A 20,186-nucleotide genomic window follows, 5' to 3' on the forward strand; every position below is an offset into this window, starting at 1 on the left:
CAACACATTTGATGACTTCTGAAGAATCAGTCCACTTAAGCAGATAAGCAGTATGTATGTTCTAGTCATGGAATCGGGGGCGGTCACCACAGGGGCAGTGACAGAGGTATCAACGCAGGTCATGCGCCTGACACCGCTGGCCGTGACCGACTTCACCGACCAAGAACTGGTCGACTCCGTCGCCGACATGGTGACGGCCCGCGCCGTCATCGACGGGTTCATCACCCGCGCTGCCGGGGAAATCGATCGTCGGGAACTGAGCCGGAAGTTCGGCGCGTCTTCGACCGCTGCCTGGCTCAGCAACTCCGGGCACCTCGACCGCGGCCACGCCAACCGCACCGTCGCCGTGGCCCACGCCTTGACCAGCCTCCCGCTGCTCGCCGCAGCGTTGCAGGTCGGCGACATCACCGCCGAACACGCCCACTCCGCCGTCACCGCAATCACCGCGATCGACGACGCCTGCCCCGAACTCGATCCCTCCGCCCGCACCGCGGCCGAACAGATCCTGCTCGACGTCGCCCTCGCCGGACCACCGTCGAAAGTCGCCGCGCGCGGGCAGGAACTGTTGCTGGCGTTGAGCACTCCGGAGGTGGATGGGTGTGCTGCCGAAGATATGACTCGCAATCAGTTGACGGTGACCCGCAACCGTTCTGGACGTCACATCGTGCGCGGCGATTTCGATATCGAGACCGCCGAAAAACTGCACAGCGCCCTGTCCGGGCTGTCCGCACCCCTCCCCGCCGAGGACGGCACCCCCGACGACCGCAGTCCGGCGCGGCGTCGTGCTGACGGGTTCGCCGATCTGCTCGATGCCTACCTCGGCTCCGGAGCCGGCCCTGCCGAAGGCGGCGTGAAACCACACCTCACCCTTACCGCCTCGGTTCGGGAACTCGCCGACGGTGGGCACTGCCAGGGCTGCACCTGTGCCCCGGCCACCGCCGAGCAGGTCGCGGCCGGTGCGAAGATGGATCGGGCGGGTCGGGTCGCGTTGGCGTGGCTGGGCCCGTTTTCCACCGTCTCCGCCCGGCTACTCGCCTGCGACTGCGACATCACCGCGATCACTCTCGACGATTCCGATGTGCCGGTGAATCTGGGTCGTACCGAACGGGTAGTGCCGGCCAAACCCCGCCGAGCGGTCGTGGCGCGGGACGAGGGGTGCGCGATGCCGGGGTGCGGTCGACCCGCGGCGTGGTGCGTGGCCCACCACATCGAGCATTGGATCGATGGCGGCGCAACCGATCTCGCGAATCTGGTCCTGCTGTGCGGGCATCATCACCGGGTCATTCACCACGGGGAGTGGGTTGTCTATATCGGTGACGATGGTCATCCCTGGTTCATTCCACCCGCGACTGTAGATCCGTTTCGACAACCCATCCCAGCCCACAACCGAGCAGGGCCAGGCAGGGCAGCAGCATGACCAGGCGCGCAACCGGGAAGTTGTCCCGTGAGCGGCCCGGCACGGCGTGGACTGTCGAGCGAGCGCGTGAGCGGCCCGGCACGGCGTGGACTGACGAGCGAGCGCAGCGAGTCGAGGAGGGAAGGCCGTGTCTCGAGGGCAGCGAACACCCGGAGCGAAGCGACGGCAATGTCACAGCGAGTCGAGGAGGGAAGGCCGTGACTAGGGGGCTGCGAACGCCCGGAGCGAAGCGGAGGCAATGTCACCGAGCGAAGCGGAGGCAATGTCACCGAGCGAAGCGGAGGCAATGTCACTGTGGACCTATCTCACACCCTTGTCTTGCAACACCGCGGTGACCGGCAGCGATACAACTCGAGGACCAAGCGAGCCCCCGCGTTGGAGCCGGTCTGTAGCCTTTAAGAGGCTTATGGGGGCCCGGTTGGCGTCCAGACCTGTGCGTTCCAGAAAGGTGACTCAACTCGATGCAGTCTTTCCACTCCCGCAACATCTTCCGGTGTGGTCGATGAGCACGTCTGAGTCAGGCGAACGGAAGGCACGAGGCGAGGCGCGGAGGGAAAGGCCCGCGGCGCGCGGAACCAGGCGGCGTAAGTCCAGTGCACTTCTTCTGCCGCAGCTTCTGACGGCGGCTGTCGAATCCTCCGGTGATGCACCTGCGATCACGTACGAAGGCCGGACCCTGACCTACCGGGAACTCGACGCCTTGTCGTCGAGATTGGCGCGCGTGCTCATCGCCGATGGAGTGGGTCCAGGCACTGTTGTCGCGGTCGGAGTTACTCGGTCGATCGAGTCTGTGTTGTCCGTTTGGGCAATCGCCAAAGCGGGCGGTGCATTTGTGCCCGTCGACCCGACCTATCCAGCGGACCGCATTGCGCACATGGTCGGCGATTCCGGTGCCGCGCTCGGTATCACCGTCGGTTCGCACCGGGACGGCCTCCCCGACTCGATCCCGTGGTTCGTTCTCGACGACGCTGACTCGTCAGCGCGCGTCGAGGCCGCGCTCGACGCTCCGGTGACGTACAGAGACAGACTGCGCACGCTGCATCCCGAGGACGCGGCCTACATCATCTACACATCGGGCTCGACCGGTCTGCCGAAGGGCGTCGTTGTGACGCACACGGGACTCGGTCCGGTGGCCGCAGCAGAACGGGAGCACTACTGCGTCACCGCGGAATCGCGGATGCTGCATGTCTGTTCCCCGAGCTTCGACGTGTCGGTGCTCGAGCTGTTGCTGGCGTTCACGTCGGGAGCATGTCTGGTCGTTGCACCGTCGACTGCGTTCGGTGGCGACGAGTTGGCTGCACTGTTGCGGAGCGAGCGGGTCAGCCACGTATTGATCACCCCGGGCGCCCTGGCGACCGTAGATCCGGCCGGATTGGAAGATCTGCGCGTTGTCGTCGTCGCAGGCGATTCGTTCGGTCCCGAACTTGTGGCCAGATGGTCGTCGGGACGCGATTTCCACAACGGGTACGGACCGACCGAAGCAACGATCCTCGCGACAAGCAGCGCACCGTTGCGGCCGGGCGAGCCGATCACGATCGGGTCTGCCATTCCAGGCGTGGCGACGCTCGTGCTCGATCACCGACTGCGTCCCGTACCGCTCGGCGTTGCGGGCGAGTTGTATCTTGCCGGTGCTCAACTGGCTCAGGGGTACCACGGGCGCTGGGGTCTCACCGCAGAACGATTTGTTGCCAACCCTTTCGGGGAGCCAGGGGCCCGGATGTACCGGACCGGCGACTTGGTTCGGGTGACCGAAACGTCGACGGACGAGACGACCTCCCGGGTCATCGAGTACATGGGACGCAACGACTTCCAGGTGAAGATCCGTGGCTTCCGAATCGAACTCGGCGAAGTCGACGCGGCGTTATCCACCCACGATCAGGTCGAGTTCGCTGTCACAGTCGGCCATACCAGCGACGCCGGTGCGGTATCGCTGGTCTCGTACGTACTTGCGCCGCATGGGAACACGCTCGATACCGACGAGTTGATCACCTTCGTATCCGAAATCCTGCCGCGGCACATGGTGCCATCGGCGATCATGGTGCTCGACGAGGTGCCGCTCACGCCGGTTGGCAAACTCGACCGAAAAGCGTTGCCCGCGCCGGTTTTTGCAAGTGAGGCGGAGTTCAGGGCGCCGCGCACGCCCGTCGAGCAGACAATTGCGGACGTGTTCGCCGAAGTGCTCGGGGTGAGCCAGGTCGGTGTGGACGACTCGTTCTTCGCGCTCGGCGGCGACAGCATCGTGTCGATCCAGGTCGTGTCACGTGCGAAGGCACGGGGAGTTGTCTTCACACCGCGCGACGTCTTCGAGCATCGCACTGTCGCTGGTCTCGCGGCAGTCGCCGAATCCGCGGACTCGGCAACTGCTGCAAAGGAATTGGTCGAGCTGAGTGGTGGCGGCGTCGGCTGGATGCCGTTGCTCCCGTTCGGACGATTGCTGGTCGAACGCGGCGGCAGCTACTCACGCTACAACCAGACGATTCCATTGGAACTGCCCGCTGGCATCGACCGAATCGGCGTCGTGTCGACCATCGCAGCGGTTGTCGACAAGCACGATGTGCTGCGTTCGCGCCTGATCTCCGACGAACGTGGCTGGGGAATGGACGTCGCGGAACCCAACGCCGTCGACGTCGGACCGTGGGTGCACCGGGTCGAATTGTCGGAGAGCACCTCCGACGACGAGTTCGCCGAAAGAGCCTCCGCGGAGTTCGACTCGGCGCTCGGCAGGCTGGATCCCGAAGCCGGCGTGATGGTGCAGTTCGTGTGGCTGGACTTCGGCGCGACCAGGTCGGGGCGGTTGCTGGTCGTCGCGCATCACCTCGTCGTCGACGGAGTTTCCTGGCGAATCCTGGTGCCGGACTTCGTGTCAGCATGGGCGCAGGTGTCCGCAGGCGCACGACCGGAACTGGCGCCGGTTGGAACGTCACTACGCCGTTGGGCACACGGCCTGGCAGAAGAAGCAGCGAGTCAGACACGGACAGCCGAACTTGCGCTGTGGCAGTCGATCCTCGACGGTCCCGACCCCACACTCGGTGATCGACCGTTCGACAACGCGATCGATACGGTGTCGACTGTCGAGCGGCTCGAGGTCGCCGTGCCGGTCGAGGTGACCAAAGCAGTTCTGACGGTAGTACCCGACCGCTTCTACGGCGGCGTCAACGACGGCCTCGTCACAGCGCTCGCGCTGGCGGTTGCACAGTGGCGGCGCAAGCGCGGCGTCACGGAAACGTCGACGTTGCTGCAACTGGAAGGTCATGGCCGCGAAGAAGACGTCGTTCCCGGCGCGGACCTTTCGCGCACGGTCGGTTGGTTCACCAGTGTGTACCCGGTCCGGCTCGACGTCGGCGGCATCGACCTCGACGCCGCGTTCGCGGGCGCTGATGCGGTCGGTACTGCGGTCAAGGCGGTCAAGGAGCAGCTGCTCTCGGTGCCGGACTCGGGCATGGGATTCGGTATGCTGCGGTTCCTCAACGAGGCAACCGCGGCCGAGTTGTCGGGCAAGGGTTCGGGGCAGATCAGCTTCAACTACCTTGGTCGAATCTCGGCGGGCGATATCCCTTCGGGTATGGGCGATCTCGGCTGGCTGCCAGCGGGCGACCTCGGCAGTTTGAATGCTCCGGGCGACGCCGACATGCCGGCGAACAAGACCATCGACATCAACGCGATCGTCACCGAAACCGAAGCCGGTGCGGCGTTGCGTGCCACCTTCGCGTACCCCGTTGGCGCAATCGCCGAATCGGAGGTTCAGAGTCTCGCGGAGCTGTGGGTCGAAGCGCTCTCAGCGCTCGCCACGCATGTCGCCGACCCGGTCGCGGGTGGTCGCACGCCGTCGGATCTGCTGCTGAAAGGCGCCCAACAACGCGAGATCGATCAATGGGAAGAGCAGTTCCCCGCTCTTGTCGACGCTTGGCCACTCGCGCCACTGCAGTCCGGACTGCTGTTCCACGCGCTGCTTGCCGCCACCTCCGTCGACGTCTACACCGCGCAGGTTGTACTGGCGCTCAAGGGAATCGTCGACTCGAACAGGCTGCGGAACGCAGGGCAGGCGGTCCTTGATCGATACCGGAACCTGCGGACGGCCTTCATCGCGGACGAATCCGGTTCGGCTGTGCAGATCGTCCTCAGTGAGATCGAGATCCCTTGGACCGAAGTCGATCTGACCGACCATCCGGATCGCGACGCCGAGTTCGAACGCCTGCTGATCGTCGACCGCACGACGCGATTCGACCTTGCCGACCCGCCCGCGATCCGATTTATGCTGGTGACGCTCGGTGGCGGCGACTTCCGCCTGGTTGTGACGAACCATCACATTCTGCTCGACGGCTGGTCGATGCCTCTGCTGATGAAGGACCTGCTGTTCCTGTATGCGGCGTCAGGTGACTCGTCGGTTCTGCCGCCGGTTCGCCCGTACCGCAACTATCTCGCATGGCTCGCCGATCAAGATCTCGACGCGTCGGTGAACACGTGGCGCTCCGCATTGGCGGGTGTCACCGACCCGACCATGGTCGCTCCGATCGAGCGTGGCCGCGAAATCACCAGTCTCTCAGGCGAATACCGCTTCGAGCTGAACGAGCAGACGACTGCGCGGCTGGTGACGCTCGCTGCCGAGCTCGGTGTCACGGTCAATACCGTCGTGCAGGTTGTGTGGGGAATTCTGCTGAGCCGCCTGACCGGCCGCGACGACGTCGTTTTCGGTGCAACGGTGTCCGGTCGACCGCCGGAGCTGTCGGGTGTCGAGTCGATGGTCGGACTGTTCATCAACACGATTCCGGTTCGCGTGCAATATCAGCCGACCGAGTCCGCGGCGGACCTGCTGTCGCGGGTGCAGGCCGAACAGGCCGATCTGCTCGGCCACCACTATCTCGGGCTCGCGCAGATACATGCGGCAGCAGGCGTCGGCGCGGAGTTCGATTCGTTGCTCGTGTTCGAGTCCTATCCGGTGGATACCGCAGGAATTGCGGCGGCGAACACCATCGACGGTATGGCGATCACCGGTGTCGACATGACGACGATCACCCACTACCCGCTGACCTTGCTGGCCGTGCTGAGCGGCGAACTCGAATTCACTTTCCAGTATCTGAGCGACCTGTACGACGAGTCCGACGTCGCCGCACTCGGGTTGAAGGTAACTCGGATTCTGGAAGCAATCGTCGCGGATCCCGCTGTGGCAGTTGCCGATATCGATCTCCTGGATGCAGCGGAGCGCGCTCTCGTAGTGGGCGAGTTCAACGCGACCGTGAACCCTGTCGATCCGGCCGCGACCATCGTCTCGTTGTTCGATGCGCAGGTGAGCTCTACCCCTGACGCCGTTGCCGTGACGTTCGGTCAGGAATCACTGACCTATGCCGAGTTCGACAAGCGCGTGAATCAGCTTGCGCGTCATCTGATTTCGATCGGTGTCGGACCCGAATCTCTCGTCGCACTCGGTATGCGACGCTCGACCGAACTGCTCGTCGCAATGTATGCCGTTGCGAAGGCCGGCGGCGGGTACGTGCCGCTCGATCCTGATCACCCTGCCGAACGAACCGGATACGTGGTGGAGACAGCGGCACCGGTCTGCGTGCTGACTGTCAGCGCGGACGGTTTCGCCGCTGAGACCGATGTGCCGGTTCTGCACATCGACGAACTGGACGTATCGACCTTCTCGCCTGCACCGGTATCCGACGCGGATCGTATCGCGCCGCTGCGGCCTGCCAACTCGGCGTATGTGCTGTTCACCTCGGGTTCGACCGGTCGGCCCAAAGGTGTTGCGGTCAGCCACGCTTCGGTTGTCAATCAACTGCTCTGGATTACGGCGGAGTACGGCATCGGGCCTGCGGATGTCGTGCTGCAGAAGACACCGGTCACCTTCGATGTGTCCGTGTGGGAGTTGTTCGGCACGTTGATCACCGGCGGTCGGCTGGTGATTGCTGCCCCCGACGGCCACCGCGATCCCGACTATCTTGCAGCAGTGATTGCGGCAGAGGGCGTCACGATGACGTCGTTCGTGCCGTCGATGTTGTCGGTATTCGCCGAGAACGTGTCGGCCGAATCGGTGATATCGCTTCGAGCAGTACTGATCGCGGGCGAAGCCTTGGTCGAATCGACCGTTGCCGAGTTGCGGGCCGTGTCCTCTGCTGGCGCCTACAACCTGTACGGTCCGACCGAATTCACCGTGCATGCAACGCATTACGCGATCGACGGTACCGAACACGGCGCGGTTCCGATCGGCCGTGCCGTGTGGAACGCGCAGGCGCTTGTGCTCGACGAACGCCTGCGGCCGGCTCCGGTCGGTGTTGCCGGTGAGCTGTACATGGCTGGAACACAATTGGCGCGTGGTTACTACGGTCGACCTGACCTGACGTCGGACCGCTTCATCGCCAATCCCTTCGGGCCTGCGGGTTCGCGGTTGTATCGAACCGGCGACCTGGTGCGCTGGAACAAGGCCGGTGCGCTGCAGTACTTGGGCCGCACCGATTTCCAGGTGAAGGTCCGTGGACTGCGGATCGAGCTCGGTGAGATCGAGACGACACTGTCGCGGCACGAGTCCGTTCGTCAGGCTGCGGTGATCGTGTACTCCGACGAACACATCGGCGACCAACTTGTCGGCTACGTCGTTGCGGCGGCGGGCGTGGACCTCGACCCGACGGCACTGATCAACGACGTTGCGCGCGAGCTACCCGGCTACATGGTGCCTGCGAAGGTGCTTGTGCTCGACGCGATGCCACTGAACCCCAGTGGCAAGCTCGATCGTAAAGCGTTGCCCGCACCGGTATTCGAAGGCGCGACCGACTTCCGCGCCCCGCGCAATCCGACCGAACAGACGATCGCCGACGTGTTCGCCGAGGTGCTCGGTTTGCCGCGGGTCGGCGTCGACGATTCGTTCTTCGCATTGGGCGGCGACAGCATCGTGTCGATCCAGGTTGTCTCACGCGCCAAGGCTCGTGGCATCGTCTTCAGCCCACGGGATGTGTTCGAGCACCGTACGGTTGCGGGCCTTGCTGCGGTTGCGTCCGCCGCCGAAGCCGGTCCTGCCGCTGTGCTCGCCGAGCTCGACGGTGGGGGCATTGGAGAGCTGCCGCTGCTCCCAGTAGTGCGGTACATGGTCGACCGTGGCCGTTTCGATCGGTTCAATCAGACTCTGACACTGGAACTTCCGGCCGGCATCGACAGCGACGGCGTTGTGGCAACGATCGGCGCGGTCGTCGACCATCACGACATGTTGCGCTCTCGCTTGTTCGCGGACGCGGCCGGGCAGTGGCACCTCGAGGTGTTGCTCGTTGGGGCGGTCGAGGCTGCGAGCTTGGTGCAGCGCGTCGAATTCGGCGCCGACGACCTCGAGTCGATCGCGGCTGACGCGACGGAGGCTGCTCTCACGCGGCTCGATCCGGCTGCAGGGGTCGTCCTGCAGTTCGTGTGGCTCGATCCATCCGACGGTGGCAAGGGCCGACTCATCGTCGTTGCTCATCACCTGATCGTCGACGGTGTGTCGTGGCGCATCCTGATCCCGGACTTTGTTGCAGCGTGGGCGCAGATCAGCGCCGGAGCGACACCGACGTTGCCTGCGGTAGGCACGTCCGTGCGTCGCTGGGCACACGCACTCGCCGATGCCGCGCAAGAGCCTGCTCGTAGAGCAGAACTGCCTGTGTGGCAGCAGATTTCCGCGACGGTCGACCCGGCTCTCGGTGACAGAGCCTTCGATCCGCTGATCGACACTGCCGCGACGGTGCAATCCGTGCGGGTGCAGCTGGCGTCGGACGTCACCGAGGCCTTGCTCACCGTGGTGCCGGAAGCGTTCCGCGGCGGAGTCAACGATGCTCTGCTTGCCGCGTTGGGTATCGCGTTGGCGAAGTGGCGGGCGAATCGAGGGGTCGATTCGACAGCAGCATTGATCAGGCTCGAAGGTCACGGTCGTGAGGAGGGCGTCGCGCCCGGCGCCGACATTTCCCGCACGGTCGGCTGGTTCACGTCGGTGTATCCGGTCAGCGTCGATGTCGACGGGATCGACCTCGACGATGCACTCGCGGGTGGACTCTCGGCTGCGTCTGCACTGAAGGTGGTCAAGGAGCAACTGCGTGTGGTGCCGGACAACGGCATCGGCTATGGCTTGCTGCGGTACCTCGATGCAGAGTCCGCATCGTCGCTTCCGGACAAGGTTCCCGGCCAGATCGGGTTCAACTATCTCGGCCGAATCTCCGCCGCGGATCTGCCGGAGGGCGTCGGCGAGTTGGGCTGGATTCCAGCATCGGATCTGGGAGATGTACCGGCGCTGCCGGATTCGGATATGCCCGCGATGGCCGCTGTGGACATCAACGCGATCGTGGTCGGCGGCTCGCTTTCGGCGACGTTCGCCTATCCCTCGACACTGCTCGACGAAGCGGCGGTCGACGAACTCGCCACGCTCTGGCGGACTGCACTCGAGTCGATCGTCACGGCCGCGCAACTGCCGGGTGCGGCAGGCCTGACACCCTCCGACGTGCCGCTCGCGCGGACCGTCCAGACCGATATCGAACTGTGGGAGAAGCAGTTCCCCGCAGTGAGCGACATCTGGCCGCTGTCACCGTTGCAGGCGGGCTTCCTCTTCCACGCGTCGTTGGCGGCGGCCTCGGTGGACGTCTACACATCGCAGGTAGTGCTGAAGCTCGAAGGCGCAGTCGATCGAAACCGCCTCAGGACGGCGGGCCAGGCTCTGCTCGATCTGCACGCGAATCTTCGGACAGCGTTCGTCACGGGGTCCGGTGGGTCGCCCGTTCAGATCGTGCTCGAATCCGTAGCTATCCCTTGGGCTGAAGTAGATCTGAGCAGTGCGGCGGACCAGGACGCGCAGTTCGAAGACATCCTGGAGCAGGATCGAAAGGATCGCTTCGAGCTGGCGAGTCCGCCGCTCATCCGGTTCACGATGGTGTCGTTGGGCGAGGTCAACTTCCGACTGATCGTCACGAACCATCACATCCTCCTCGACGGCTGGTCGATGCCGTTGCTGATGAAGGACCTCTTGGTCCTCTACGCAACGTCGGGCGACGCGTCTGTCTTGCCTGCCGTGCGGTCCTACCGCAACTACCTGGCCTGGCTCGCCGCGCAGGACGAGGCCGCATCCCTCGAGGCCTGGCGTACCGCCCTCGCGGGGGTCGTCGAGCCGACATCGTTGGCACCGGTCGAGCCGGGACGTGAAATCGCAACGCTGTCAGGCGAGTACACCTTCGCGCTCGACTCAGCGACCACGTCGCGGCTCACCGCGTTTGCAGCCGATCGTGGGGTCACGGTCAACACGGTCGTGCAGTTCGTCTGGGGTCTGCTGCTCGGCCGCTACACAGGTCGCGACGACGTCGTCTTCGGCACCACCGTCTCGGGACGTTCGCCCGAACTTGCCGGTGCCGAGTCGATGGTCGGTCTGTTCATCAATACGGTTCCGGTTCGGGTGCAACTGGATTCGGGTCGCTCGGCCGCGCAAACGTTGGACAGCCTGCAGCGCGATCAATCGGATCTGCTTGCGCACCAGTACGTCGGTCTCGCACAAATCCATGACGCCGTTGGCGCAGCAGCGGAATTCGACACGCTGCTCGTGTACGAGTCCTACCCCGTCGATACGGCCGGCATTGCGGCGGCCAACTCGATCGAGGGTATGCGGGTCACCGGAGTCGACATGACGACGGTGACGCACTACCCACTGACGCTGCTCGCGGTGCTCGGTGCCGAGTTGGAATTCACGTTCCAGTACTTGAACGACTTGTTCGACGAGTCCGCCGTTGCTGCGCTCGGTGCGAAGCTGCTGCGGATCGTCGAGACCGTTGTCGAGAATCCTGCCGTAGCGGTCGGTGACATCGAGTTGCTCGACGCCGACGAGCGCGCGCTTGTGCTGAGCGGCTTCAATGCGACCGAGCATGCTGTGGACGAGGCTGCGACTGTGGTGTCGTTGTTCGACAAGCAGGTCGTGGCCACACCTGATGCGGTTGCGGTGACGTTCGGTGCGGAGTCGGTCACCTACGCCGAGTTCGCCGCTCGTGTGAACAGGCTTGCGCGGTACCTGATATCACAGGGTGTCGGACCGGAATCCCTGGTGGCACTTGGCATGCGGCGCTCGGTCGACATGGTTGCCGCGATGTACGCGGTACTGCAAGCCGGTGGTGCCTATGTTCCGCTCGACCCCGACCATCCCGCCGAGCGGACGGGGTACGTCCTCGACACGGCGGCACCGATCTGTGTGTTGACCACCGCCGCGGACGGTGTGGCAGTCGCGGTCGACGTTCCTGTCATCAGCGTCGACACAGTCGACCTCGATGCGTTCTCCGATGCGGTGCTCACCGACGACGATCGTCTTGCGCCGCTGCGGCCGTCGAACGCTGCATACGTTATTTTCACGTCCGGTTCCACGGGCCGCCCGAAGGGTGTCGCCGTCAGCCACGGTTCGGTAGTCAACCAGTTGCTCTGGATCACAACCGAATACGGAGTCGGATCGTCCGATGTGGTGTTGCAGAAGACTCCGTCGACGTTCGACGTCTCGGTCTGGGAACTGTTCGGAACGCTCGTCACGGGTGGTCGACTTGTTGTAGCGACCCCCGACGGCCACCGTGATCCCGCCCATCTCGCCGACGTCATCGCCGCCGAAGGTGTCACGATGACATCGTTCGTGCCATCGATGTTGTCGGTGTTCGTAGCGAGTGTCGCTGCTGGACAGATCGATTCGCTTCGAACGGTGCTGATTGCCGGTGAGGCGCTTCCCGGTGCGACGGTAGCGGCGCTACGTCGAGTCAGTTCCGCCGCGGCATTCAACCTCTACGGACCAACCGAGTTCACCGTCCACGCGACCCACCGAGCTGTCGACGACGACACCGTGTCGTCGGTGCCGATGGGCGGACCGGTCTGGAACGCGCAGGCCGTGGTTCTCGACGAGCGTTTACATCCGGTTCCGGTCGGTGTCGCGGGAGAGTTGTATCTCGCGGGTCGCCAGGTTGCGCGCGGCTACTTCGGTCGGCCTGACCTGACGTCCGATCGGTTCGTGGCGAACCCGTACGGAGAGAGTGGATCTCGCCTGTATCGGACCGGTGACCTGGTGCGCTGGAATGCAGCCGGAGATCTGCAGTACCTCGGACGTACGGACTTCCAGGTGAAGGTTCGCGGTCTGCGGATCGAGCTCGGCGAGATCGAAACAGCTCTGCTCAGGCAATCGGGTGTGCGGCAATCCGCCGTCATCGTGCATTCGGATTCGGCGCTGGGCGATCAGCTGGTCGGCTACGTCGTCGCTGATGCCGGCGCCGATCTCGACCCGGCAGCGCTGACCGACGCCATCGCAGGCGATCTGCCGGTCTATATGGTGCCGTCGACCCTGCTTGTGCTCGACGCGATGCCGCTGAACCCGAGCGGCAAGTTGGATCGAAAAGCTCTGCCTGCGCCGGTGTTCGCCAGCGAGGCCGCCTTCAGGGCGCCGAGTTCGCCTGTAGAGCAAGCGATCGCGGACGTGTTCGCCGAGGTGCTCGGGGTACAGCGGGTCGGGGTGGACGATTCGTTCTTCGCGCTTGGCGGCAACTCGCTGCTCGCGACCCACGTGGCAGCTCGGGTCGGCGCTGCGCTCGACACCCAGGTGCCGGTGCGAGTGCTGTTCGAAGGTCCGACTGTCGGCAGGCTAGCGGCACTGGTCGAGAAGCATTCCGGATCCGGTGGCAGAACTCCGCTGACGCCGCAGCCGCGCCCAGATCGGGTGCCGCTATCTCTTGCGCAGCAACGGATGTGGTTCCTCAACCGCTTCGAGCCGGACTCCGCTGCGTACAACATTCCGGTGGCGGTACGGCTGTCCGGTGAATTGGACGTCGACGCACTGCGGCTCGCGATCGGTGATCTCGTCGATCGGCACGAAGTGCTGCGGACCAGCTACCCGGAGTTCGACGGTGAAGGCTGGCAACGCATTTCACCGCGCTCCGATGTGCAACCGCAACTCGATGTAGTCGCCGTTGCCGAGGCGGACGTACCTGCTCGTATCGCCTCACTCATATCGGCAGGCTTCGATGTGACTGTGGCGCCGCCGTTCCGAGTAGAGCTGCTGCAGTGCTCGGAGCGCGAGTTCGTGCTGGTGTTCGTTGTCCATCACATCTCGGCCGACGGTTTCTCCATGGCGCCGTTGACGCGCGACGTGATGGTCGCATATGTCGAGCGGTCGCATGGTCGCGACGTCGAATGGCCGCCGCTCGCAGTGCAGTACGCGGACTACTCGCTGTGGCAGCGCGCTCTACTCGGCAACGAAACCGACGAGGGATCTCTGCTAGCCGAGCAACTGTCCTACTGGACCTCCGAGTTGGCCGAACTTCCCGAGCAACTCGAGCTGCCGACCGATCATGTGCGGCCTGCAACCTCGAGCTACCGCGGTGCGAACGTTGCCTTCGAGATCCCTGCGGACGTGCATCGGCGGCTCAACGAGATTGCGCGCAAACAGAACTCGACGCTGTTTATGGTCGTGCACGCGGCGCTGGCTGTACTCCTTGCGCGGCTGTCCGGGACACGAGACATCACGATCGGAACCCCGATCGCAGGCCGTGGCGAAGCGGAACTCGACGGACTTGTCGGCATGTTCGTGAACACCCTGGTGTTGCGCACCGACATCGATCCCGCCGCTCCGTTCGAGGCATTGCTTGCCGACGTTCGTGAGACCGACGTTCGAGCGTTCGGGCACGCCGACGTGCCGTTCGAGCGACTGGTCGAACAACTCGATCCGGATCGTTCAGCCGCGCGACATCCGCTGTTCCAGGTCGCGCTGGCGTTCCAGAACATGTCATCGCCTTCGTTGGACCTGCCGGGTCTGGCCGTGTCGGGCGTCGAATTCGACGTGCCTGTAGCCAAATTCGATCTGCAGTTCACACTCGCCGAGGTCGGTGACGACATCGCGGGTGCCGGCCTGTCCGGTGTGATCAGTTATGCGACAGACCTGTTCGACGAGCAGACGGTCAGTACGTTCGCGCAGCGGTTCGCCACCATTCTTGGCGCGGTCGCAGCCGAACCGCGTCGGGCTGTCGGCGATATCGAGCTGCTCAGTGCGACCGAACTGGCATTGCTGCCTGGACCTAGCGCGGCACACGACTCGATGGGTGCGACTCTCGTCGAGCTCATCGACGAGCAGGTCCGCCGTCGTCCCGACGCGGTTGCGGTTCGATTCGACGGAACGTCGACGACCTACGGCGAGCTGTCCGCGCAAGCAAACCGTTTGGCGCGGAGGCTGATTGCCGAGGGAGTCGGTCCGGAGACGCTTGTTGCCGTTGCCATCGAACGGTCTGCCGAGCTGATCGTCGCGTTGCTTGCCGTAATCGAAACGGGCGCAGGCTATCTGCCGATCGACGTGACGTACCCGAAGCAGCGGTTGGAATTCGTCCTGTCCGATGCCGCACCGGCATGCATCCTGACGACGTCGTCGGAGCAGGACAAAGTGCCGTCGACGGATGTCCCGACTCTCGCCATCGATTCGCTCGACCTGTCGGAATTCTCGTCGGCCGTGATCAGCGACGACGAGCGGTTGCGTCCGCTCCGACCGGACAACACGGCATACGTCATCTACACATCGGGTTCGACGGGTGTGCCGAAGGGTGTCGCGGTAGCGCATCGCAACGTTGTCGAGTTGTTCTCGAATGCGCAGCCCGCCTTCGGTTTCGACGACAACGATGTATGGACGCTGTTCCACTCGTTTGCGTTCGACTTCTCGGTGTGGGAAATCTGGGCGGCACTCTCGACCGGCGGATCGGTCGTAGTCGTCGACTACCTCACCTCACGTTCGCCCGATCAGTTCCTGAACCTGCTGCGTCGGGAACAGGTGACGGTGCTCAACCAGACGCCGTCGGCGTTCTATCAGCTTGCCGAAGCGGATCGTGCGAATCCGTCCGACGATCTTGCACTGCGCTACATCGTGTTCGGAGGCGAGGCGCTCGACCTGCGCCAGCTGCGGCGCTGGTACGAACGGCACGCCGACGACGCTCCGCGCCTGGTGAACATGTACGGCATCACCGAGACAACGGTCCACGTTTCCTACCTCGAGCTGGATCGCAAACTGGCGCAGGAGACGTCGTCGAGTGTCATCGGAACCGGCCTGCCCGGCCTCGGTGTCTACGTTCTCGATTCACGACTGCGGCAGGTCCCCGTCGGCGTTCCCGGCGAGATGTACGTGACGGGGCAGCAGTTGTCCCGTGGCTATCTCGGACGAACGGGACTGTCCGCCGGCCGCTTCGTTGCGAACCCGTTCGGACCCGCCGGAACCAGGATGTACCGCACCGGCGATGTTGCTCGTTGGAATGCCAACGGGCAGTTGGAGTATGCGGGCCGCAGTGATCAGCAGGTGCAGCTGCGTGGCTTCCGCATCGAGCTCGGCGAAATCGAATCGGCATTGCTGCGTTACGACGGGATCGCGCAAGCTGTCGCGCTTATCAGAACGGACGAGCACGCAGGCCAACGTCTCATCGGGTACGTCGTGCCCGAGGCGGGACGTGACGCGGCGATCGATACCGCCGAACTGCGTACTTTCGTCGGTGGCTTCCTGACCGGATACATGGTTCCCGATGTGTTGGTAGCACTGGAGGCCTTGCCGCTGACACCGAACGGCAAGCTCGACCGCAATGCGCTGCCTGCACCGGAGTTCGTGAGCGACACGGTGTTCCGCGAGCCGGGAACGCCGATCGAGCAGACCGTCGCCGAAGTGTTCGCGACACTGCTCGGCGCGGAGCGGGTCGGGGTCGACGACGACTTCTTCTCCCTCGGTGGTAACTCGCTCGTCGCGACGCGGGCGGTTGCCCGGCTGAACGAAGCGCTCGACGCGCAACTCGGCGTACGGGAGTTGTTCGAGTCACCGTCGGTCGGGGCGCTCGCAGCGCGGGTCGTCCGAGGTTCGGGTGGTGGCGTCCGACGCGGCCCGACACGGGTCGATCGGCCCGATCACGTGCCGTTGTCGCTTGCGCAGCAACGGATGTGGGTGTTGAACCGAATCGATCCGGATTCGGCGGCCTACAACATCCCGCTGGCGATCAAGCTGTCCGGTGACCTGAACGTCGAGGCCTTGATACTCGCGATCGGTGATGTGATCGAACGACACGAGTCGTTGCGCACCAGGTATCCCGTCGAAGATGTTGTGCCGTATCAGGACATCCTCGGAGCAGCAGAGGTGATCGCCGGACTGGAACTGTCGGTCATCGACGACGCCGATGTGTATCCGAGCATCGTCGAGCTGGTCTCCCGTGGCTTCGACGTTGCCGAACGAGCACCGCTGCGGGCGAAGCTCTACCGGGCAGCGCCAGGCGAGTACGTCTTCGCGATGGTTGTCCACCACATCTCGGCGGACGGTGCTTCGATGGCACCGCTTGCACGGGACATGATGGTCGCCTACGCCGCACGTGTGGCTGGGGGAGCGCCGGAAGGCAGTCCGCTCGAAGTGCAGTACGCGGATTACACACTCTGGCAACGAGAACTGGTCGGCACGGTCGACCAGGAGGGCTCGATTGCGGCCGCGCAACTGGCGTACTGGAAGCAGGCCCTCGCGGGAGCACCCGATCAGTTGGCGTTGCCGAGCGATCGACCGCGTGCAGTACAGCCGTCGATGGCTGGAGGGTCGGTCGCGTTCACCGTTCCGGCCGAGGTGCATGCACAGTTGGTCGCAATTGCCCACGCGCACAACGCATCGCTGTTTATGGTCGTGCACGCGGGCCTTGCCGTGATGTTGGCGCGGATGTCGGGCACGACGGATATTTCGATCGGCACCCCGATCGCGGGTCGCGGCGAGCAGGCGCTCGACGATCTGGTCGGCATGTTCGTCAATACGTTGACACTGCGGACCCGAATCGACCTTGCAGCGGGGTTCAGCGCGGTCGTCGATCAGGCGCGCGACGCCGACCTGTCCGCGTTTGCCAACGCCGACTTGCCCTTCGAGGAGCTCGTCGACGAACTCGGTGCGGCCCGCGCGCAGTCGTATCACCCGCTGTTCCAGGTCGCGATGGCTTTCCAGAACCTCGAACCGGTCCACCTCGAATTGCCGGGCCTGAGCGTCAGCGCGCTGGACACCGGCGACCTCGCAGCCAAGTTCGACCTGCAGCTGACGATCGAGGGCAGGCACAACGAGGACGGCAGCCCGGGCGAACTCGACGCGATCTTCACCTACGCGAAGGATTTGTTCGACGAGTCGACGGCGGCCGGCTTCGGCCGCAGGCTGGTGCGCATTTTCGAAACCGTCGGAAACAACCCGGATGCGACCGTCGGCGACATCGACATCTTCGATGCTGCCGAACGGGAACAGCTGGCGGCAGCAGATCGCGCGGTCACGGCACCCGCGGCGCCGACCGAATCGTCGTCGGGAACAACGCTGACTCAGCAGTTGGTGTCGGCTGTCGAAGACGGTCCCGACGCACCGGCATTGGCGATCGGCGAAGACGAGGTGTCGTATCAGGAATTGGATCAGCGGTCGTCGCAGTTGGCGCGAGTGCTGATCGAACACGGCAGCGGTCCGGGGTCGGGTGTGCTCGTCGCGCTGGATCGGAGCGTCGACTCGGTGATCGCAGGCTGGGCGGTGTTGAAAGCCGGTGCGGCAATCGTCGCTGTGGATCCTGCAAATGCAGAGGTCGCGTCGAGTGACGTCGGCACGCCCATCGCAGTAACAACGGCCGCGTACCGGCCGTCGCTCGACGGTGTAGCCGGATCGGCCGGTGTGAGTACATGGGTGATTCTCGACGACGACGAGACGGCGGCGCAGATCGCCGAGCAGTCCGCAAGACCGATCACCTACGCGAACCGCCTGAGGCCACTGCGCGGAGACGATCCGGCGATCGTCGTCGGGGCGGGAACCGACGCAGGTCTGGTCGTGTCGTTCGACTCGCTTGCCGCAGTGGTCGATCGCGCCCGAGCCACCTTATCCGTCGATTACGACTCACGTCTGCTGTATGTCGGCGGCGTGAATTCGGCGGCGGCCGTTGTCGAGTTCGTGCTCGCGGGGACCACCGGCGCCGCAATGGTCGTTGCTGAGGTCGAACCCGACGGCTCCGATCTCGGCGACGTGCTCGAACAGGATTGGGTGACACACCTGTTCGCGGGCGTCGACCTGTTGAGTGGAGTCACCGCACCCGACCTACCAGATCTCGTTGCGGTAGTGGCAATTGGTGACAATGCACACGCAGCCGACGTCAGCTTGGGTGGAAACTACGACGTCGTGGAGTTTGCGGGAAGTTTTCCCGATTGGCTGGCCACCTAGATTTAACACTCGGCCGCTACGCTCCGTCCGATCCTCGCAGGCCGCGGAGGTCCAGCGAGGAACGTGGGTGAGCGATCGTGCGCAAAGAGAGGACTGCCCGCCAGGGTCGGCGTCGCGACAAAGTTGCGCTGGCACCGCAATTGATCGCTGCCGCAGTCGAACTCGATCCGGCGGCAATCGCTGTGGTGTGCGACACGGAGTCGTTGACGTACGCCGATCTCGACGTGATGTCGTCGCGGCTTGCCCGCGTCCTCATCGCACGCGGAGCACGTCCGGGCGACTGTATCGCTGTCGCGTTGCCACGATCCCTCGCGTCGATCAGCGCACTGTGGGCGGTTGCCAAGTCGGGAGCGGCCTACGTTCCGGTCGATCCGTCCTATCCAGCCGAGCGGATCGAGTTCCTCCTGGCGGATTCCGCCGCGACCATCGGCATCACGATCGCCGGCGTTCGACCGTCGATGCCCGACACCGTCGAGTGGTTCGTGGTCGACGACGAACGGTCGCGACGTGCCCTCGCCGAGCAGCCGTCACACCCTGTGAGCTACTCGGACCGAATCCGAACCTTGCAGGTGGCGCATCCCGCCTACGTCATCTACACGTCGGGGTCGACGGGTACGCCGAAGGGCGTAGTCGTTACGCACTCCGGTCTGCAGAACCTGACCGACGAGTTGCGGACGAGGACGGGCGTGACCGCTGCTTCTCGCGTACCGCACTTCGCGTCGCCAAGTTTCGATGCTTCGATTCTGGAATGGCTGCTTGTGCTCGGCGCGGGAGCGACGATGGTCGTTGCGGGGCCGCACGTGCTCGGGGGTCCGGACCTGGCGGAACTGCTGCGCGAGGAAGCGCGTGACCCACGCGTTCCTCACTCCGGCGGCGCTGGCCTCGCTGAACCCGTCCGGACTGGATGATTTGGCAGTTGTCGTCGTCGGCGGTGACGTGTGTCCACCTGCGTTGGTCGAATCCTGGGCACGGCCGGTCGGCTCCGGCGTAGTTCGGACGTTCATCAATGCCTACGGTCCGACGGAGGGGACGGTGGCGTGCAACATCAGCGCGCCGCTCGTCGCGGGTGCCGAGGTCTCCGTCGGTGGGCCGATTCATGGTGTGCGGCAGTACGTGTTGGACGCCAAGCTGCGGCCGGTGCCGTTCGGCGTGGTCGGCGAGTTGTACCTCGCCGGTAGTGGTGTGGCACGGGGGTACCACATGAGGTCGGCGTTGACCGCTTCCCGGTTCGTTGCCGATCCATACGGTGACCCGGGCGCCCGCCTGTATCGAACCGGTGATCTGGTGCGGCGCGACGACGATGGCGTTCTATTCTTCGTCGCGCGCAACGACTCGCAGGTGAAATTGCGTGGCTTCCGCATCGAAACAGGCGAGATCGATGCCGCGATCACGACGTTTCCGGCTGTGTCGATGTCGGCAACGATTGTCCGACAAGCCGATTCGGCTGCGGCGCACCTCGCGTCGTACCTGATCACTGCGTCGAATGCGACACCGAACCTCGTCGAGTTGCGTCGCTACCTGGCCGAGCGGCTACCGCGTCAGCTGATTCCGTCCACGTTCGTGGTGGTCGCCGAATTTCCGCTCACCCCGGCC

At 64.5% G+C, this 20,186-nt stretch carries 2 protein-coding genes and 2 pseudogenes; all 4 read left to right on the forward strand.

All coding sequences use genetic code 11. From position 1 onward, the window contains the following. Positions 1–67: 67 nt before the first annotated feature. Complete coding sequence (locus tag ACHIRB_RS09280; protein WP_395112738.1) at positions 68–1,417, forward strand: HNH endonuclease signature motif containing protein; 1,350 nt, start codon at positions 68–70, stop codon at positions 1,415–1,417. Positions 1,418–2,021: 604 nt separating this feature from the next. Then, positions 2,022–18,419: pseudogene (locus tag ACHIRB_RS09285) on the forward strand (amino acid adenylation domain-containing protein); the annotation flags it as partial. A gap of 251 nt (positions 18,420–18,670) precedes the next feature. Then, positions 18,671–19,501 (forward strand): AMP-binding protein, encoded by an 831-nt coding sequence (locus tag ACHIRB_RS09290; RefSeq protein ID WP_395126115.1) that lies wholly within the window; start codon positions 18,671–18,673, stop codon positions 19,499–19,501. Further along, a pseudogene (locus tag ACHIRB_RS09295) lies at positions 19,440–19,733 on the forward strand (AMP-binding protein); the annotation flags it as partial. The gene ACHIRB_RS09290 and the pseudogene ACHIRB_RS09295, both read left to right, overlap by 62 nt. Positions 19,734–20,186 lie beyond the last annotated feature (453 nt).

The sequence above is a fragment of the Antrihabitans spumae genome (assembly GCF_043944905.1).
GTDB lineage: Bacteria > Actinomycetota > Actinomycetes > Mycobacteriales > Mycobacteriaceae > Antrihabitans > Antrihabitans spumae.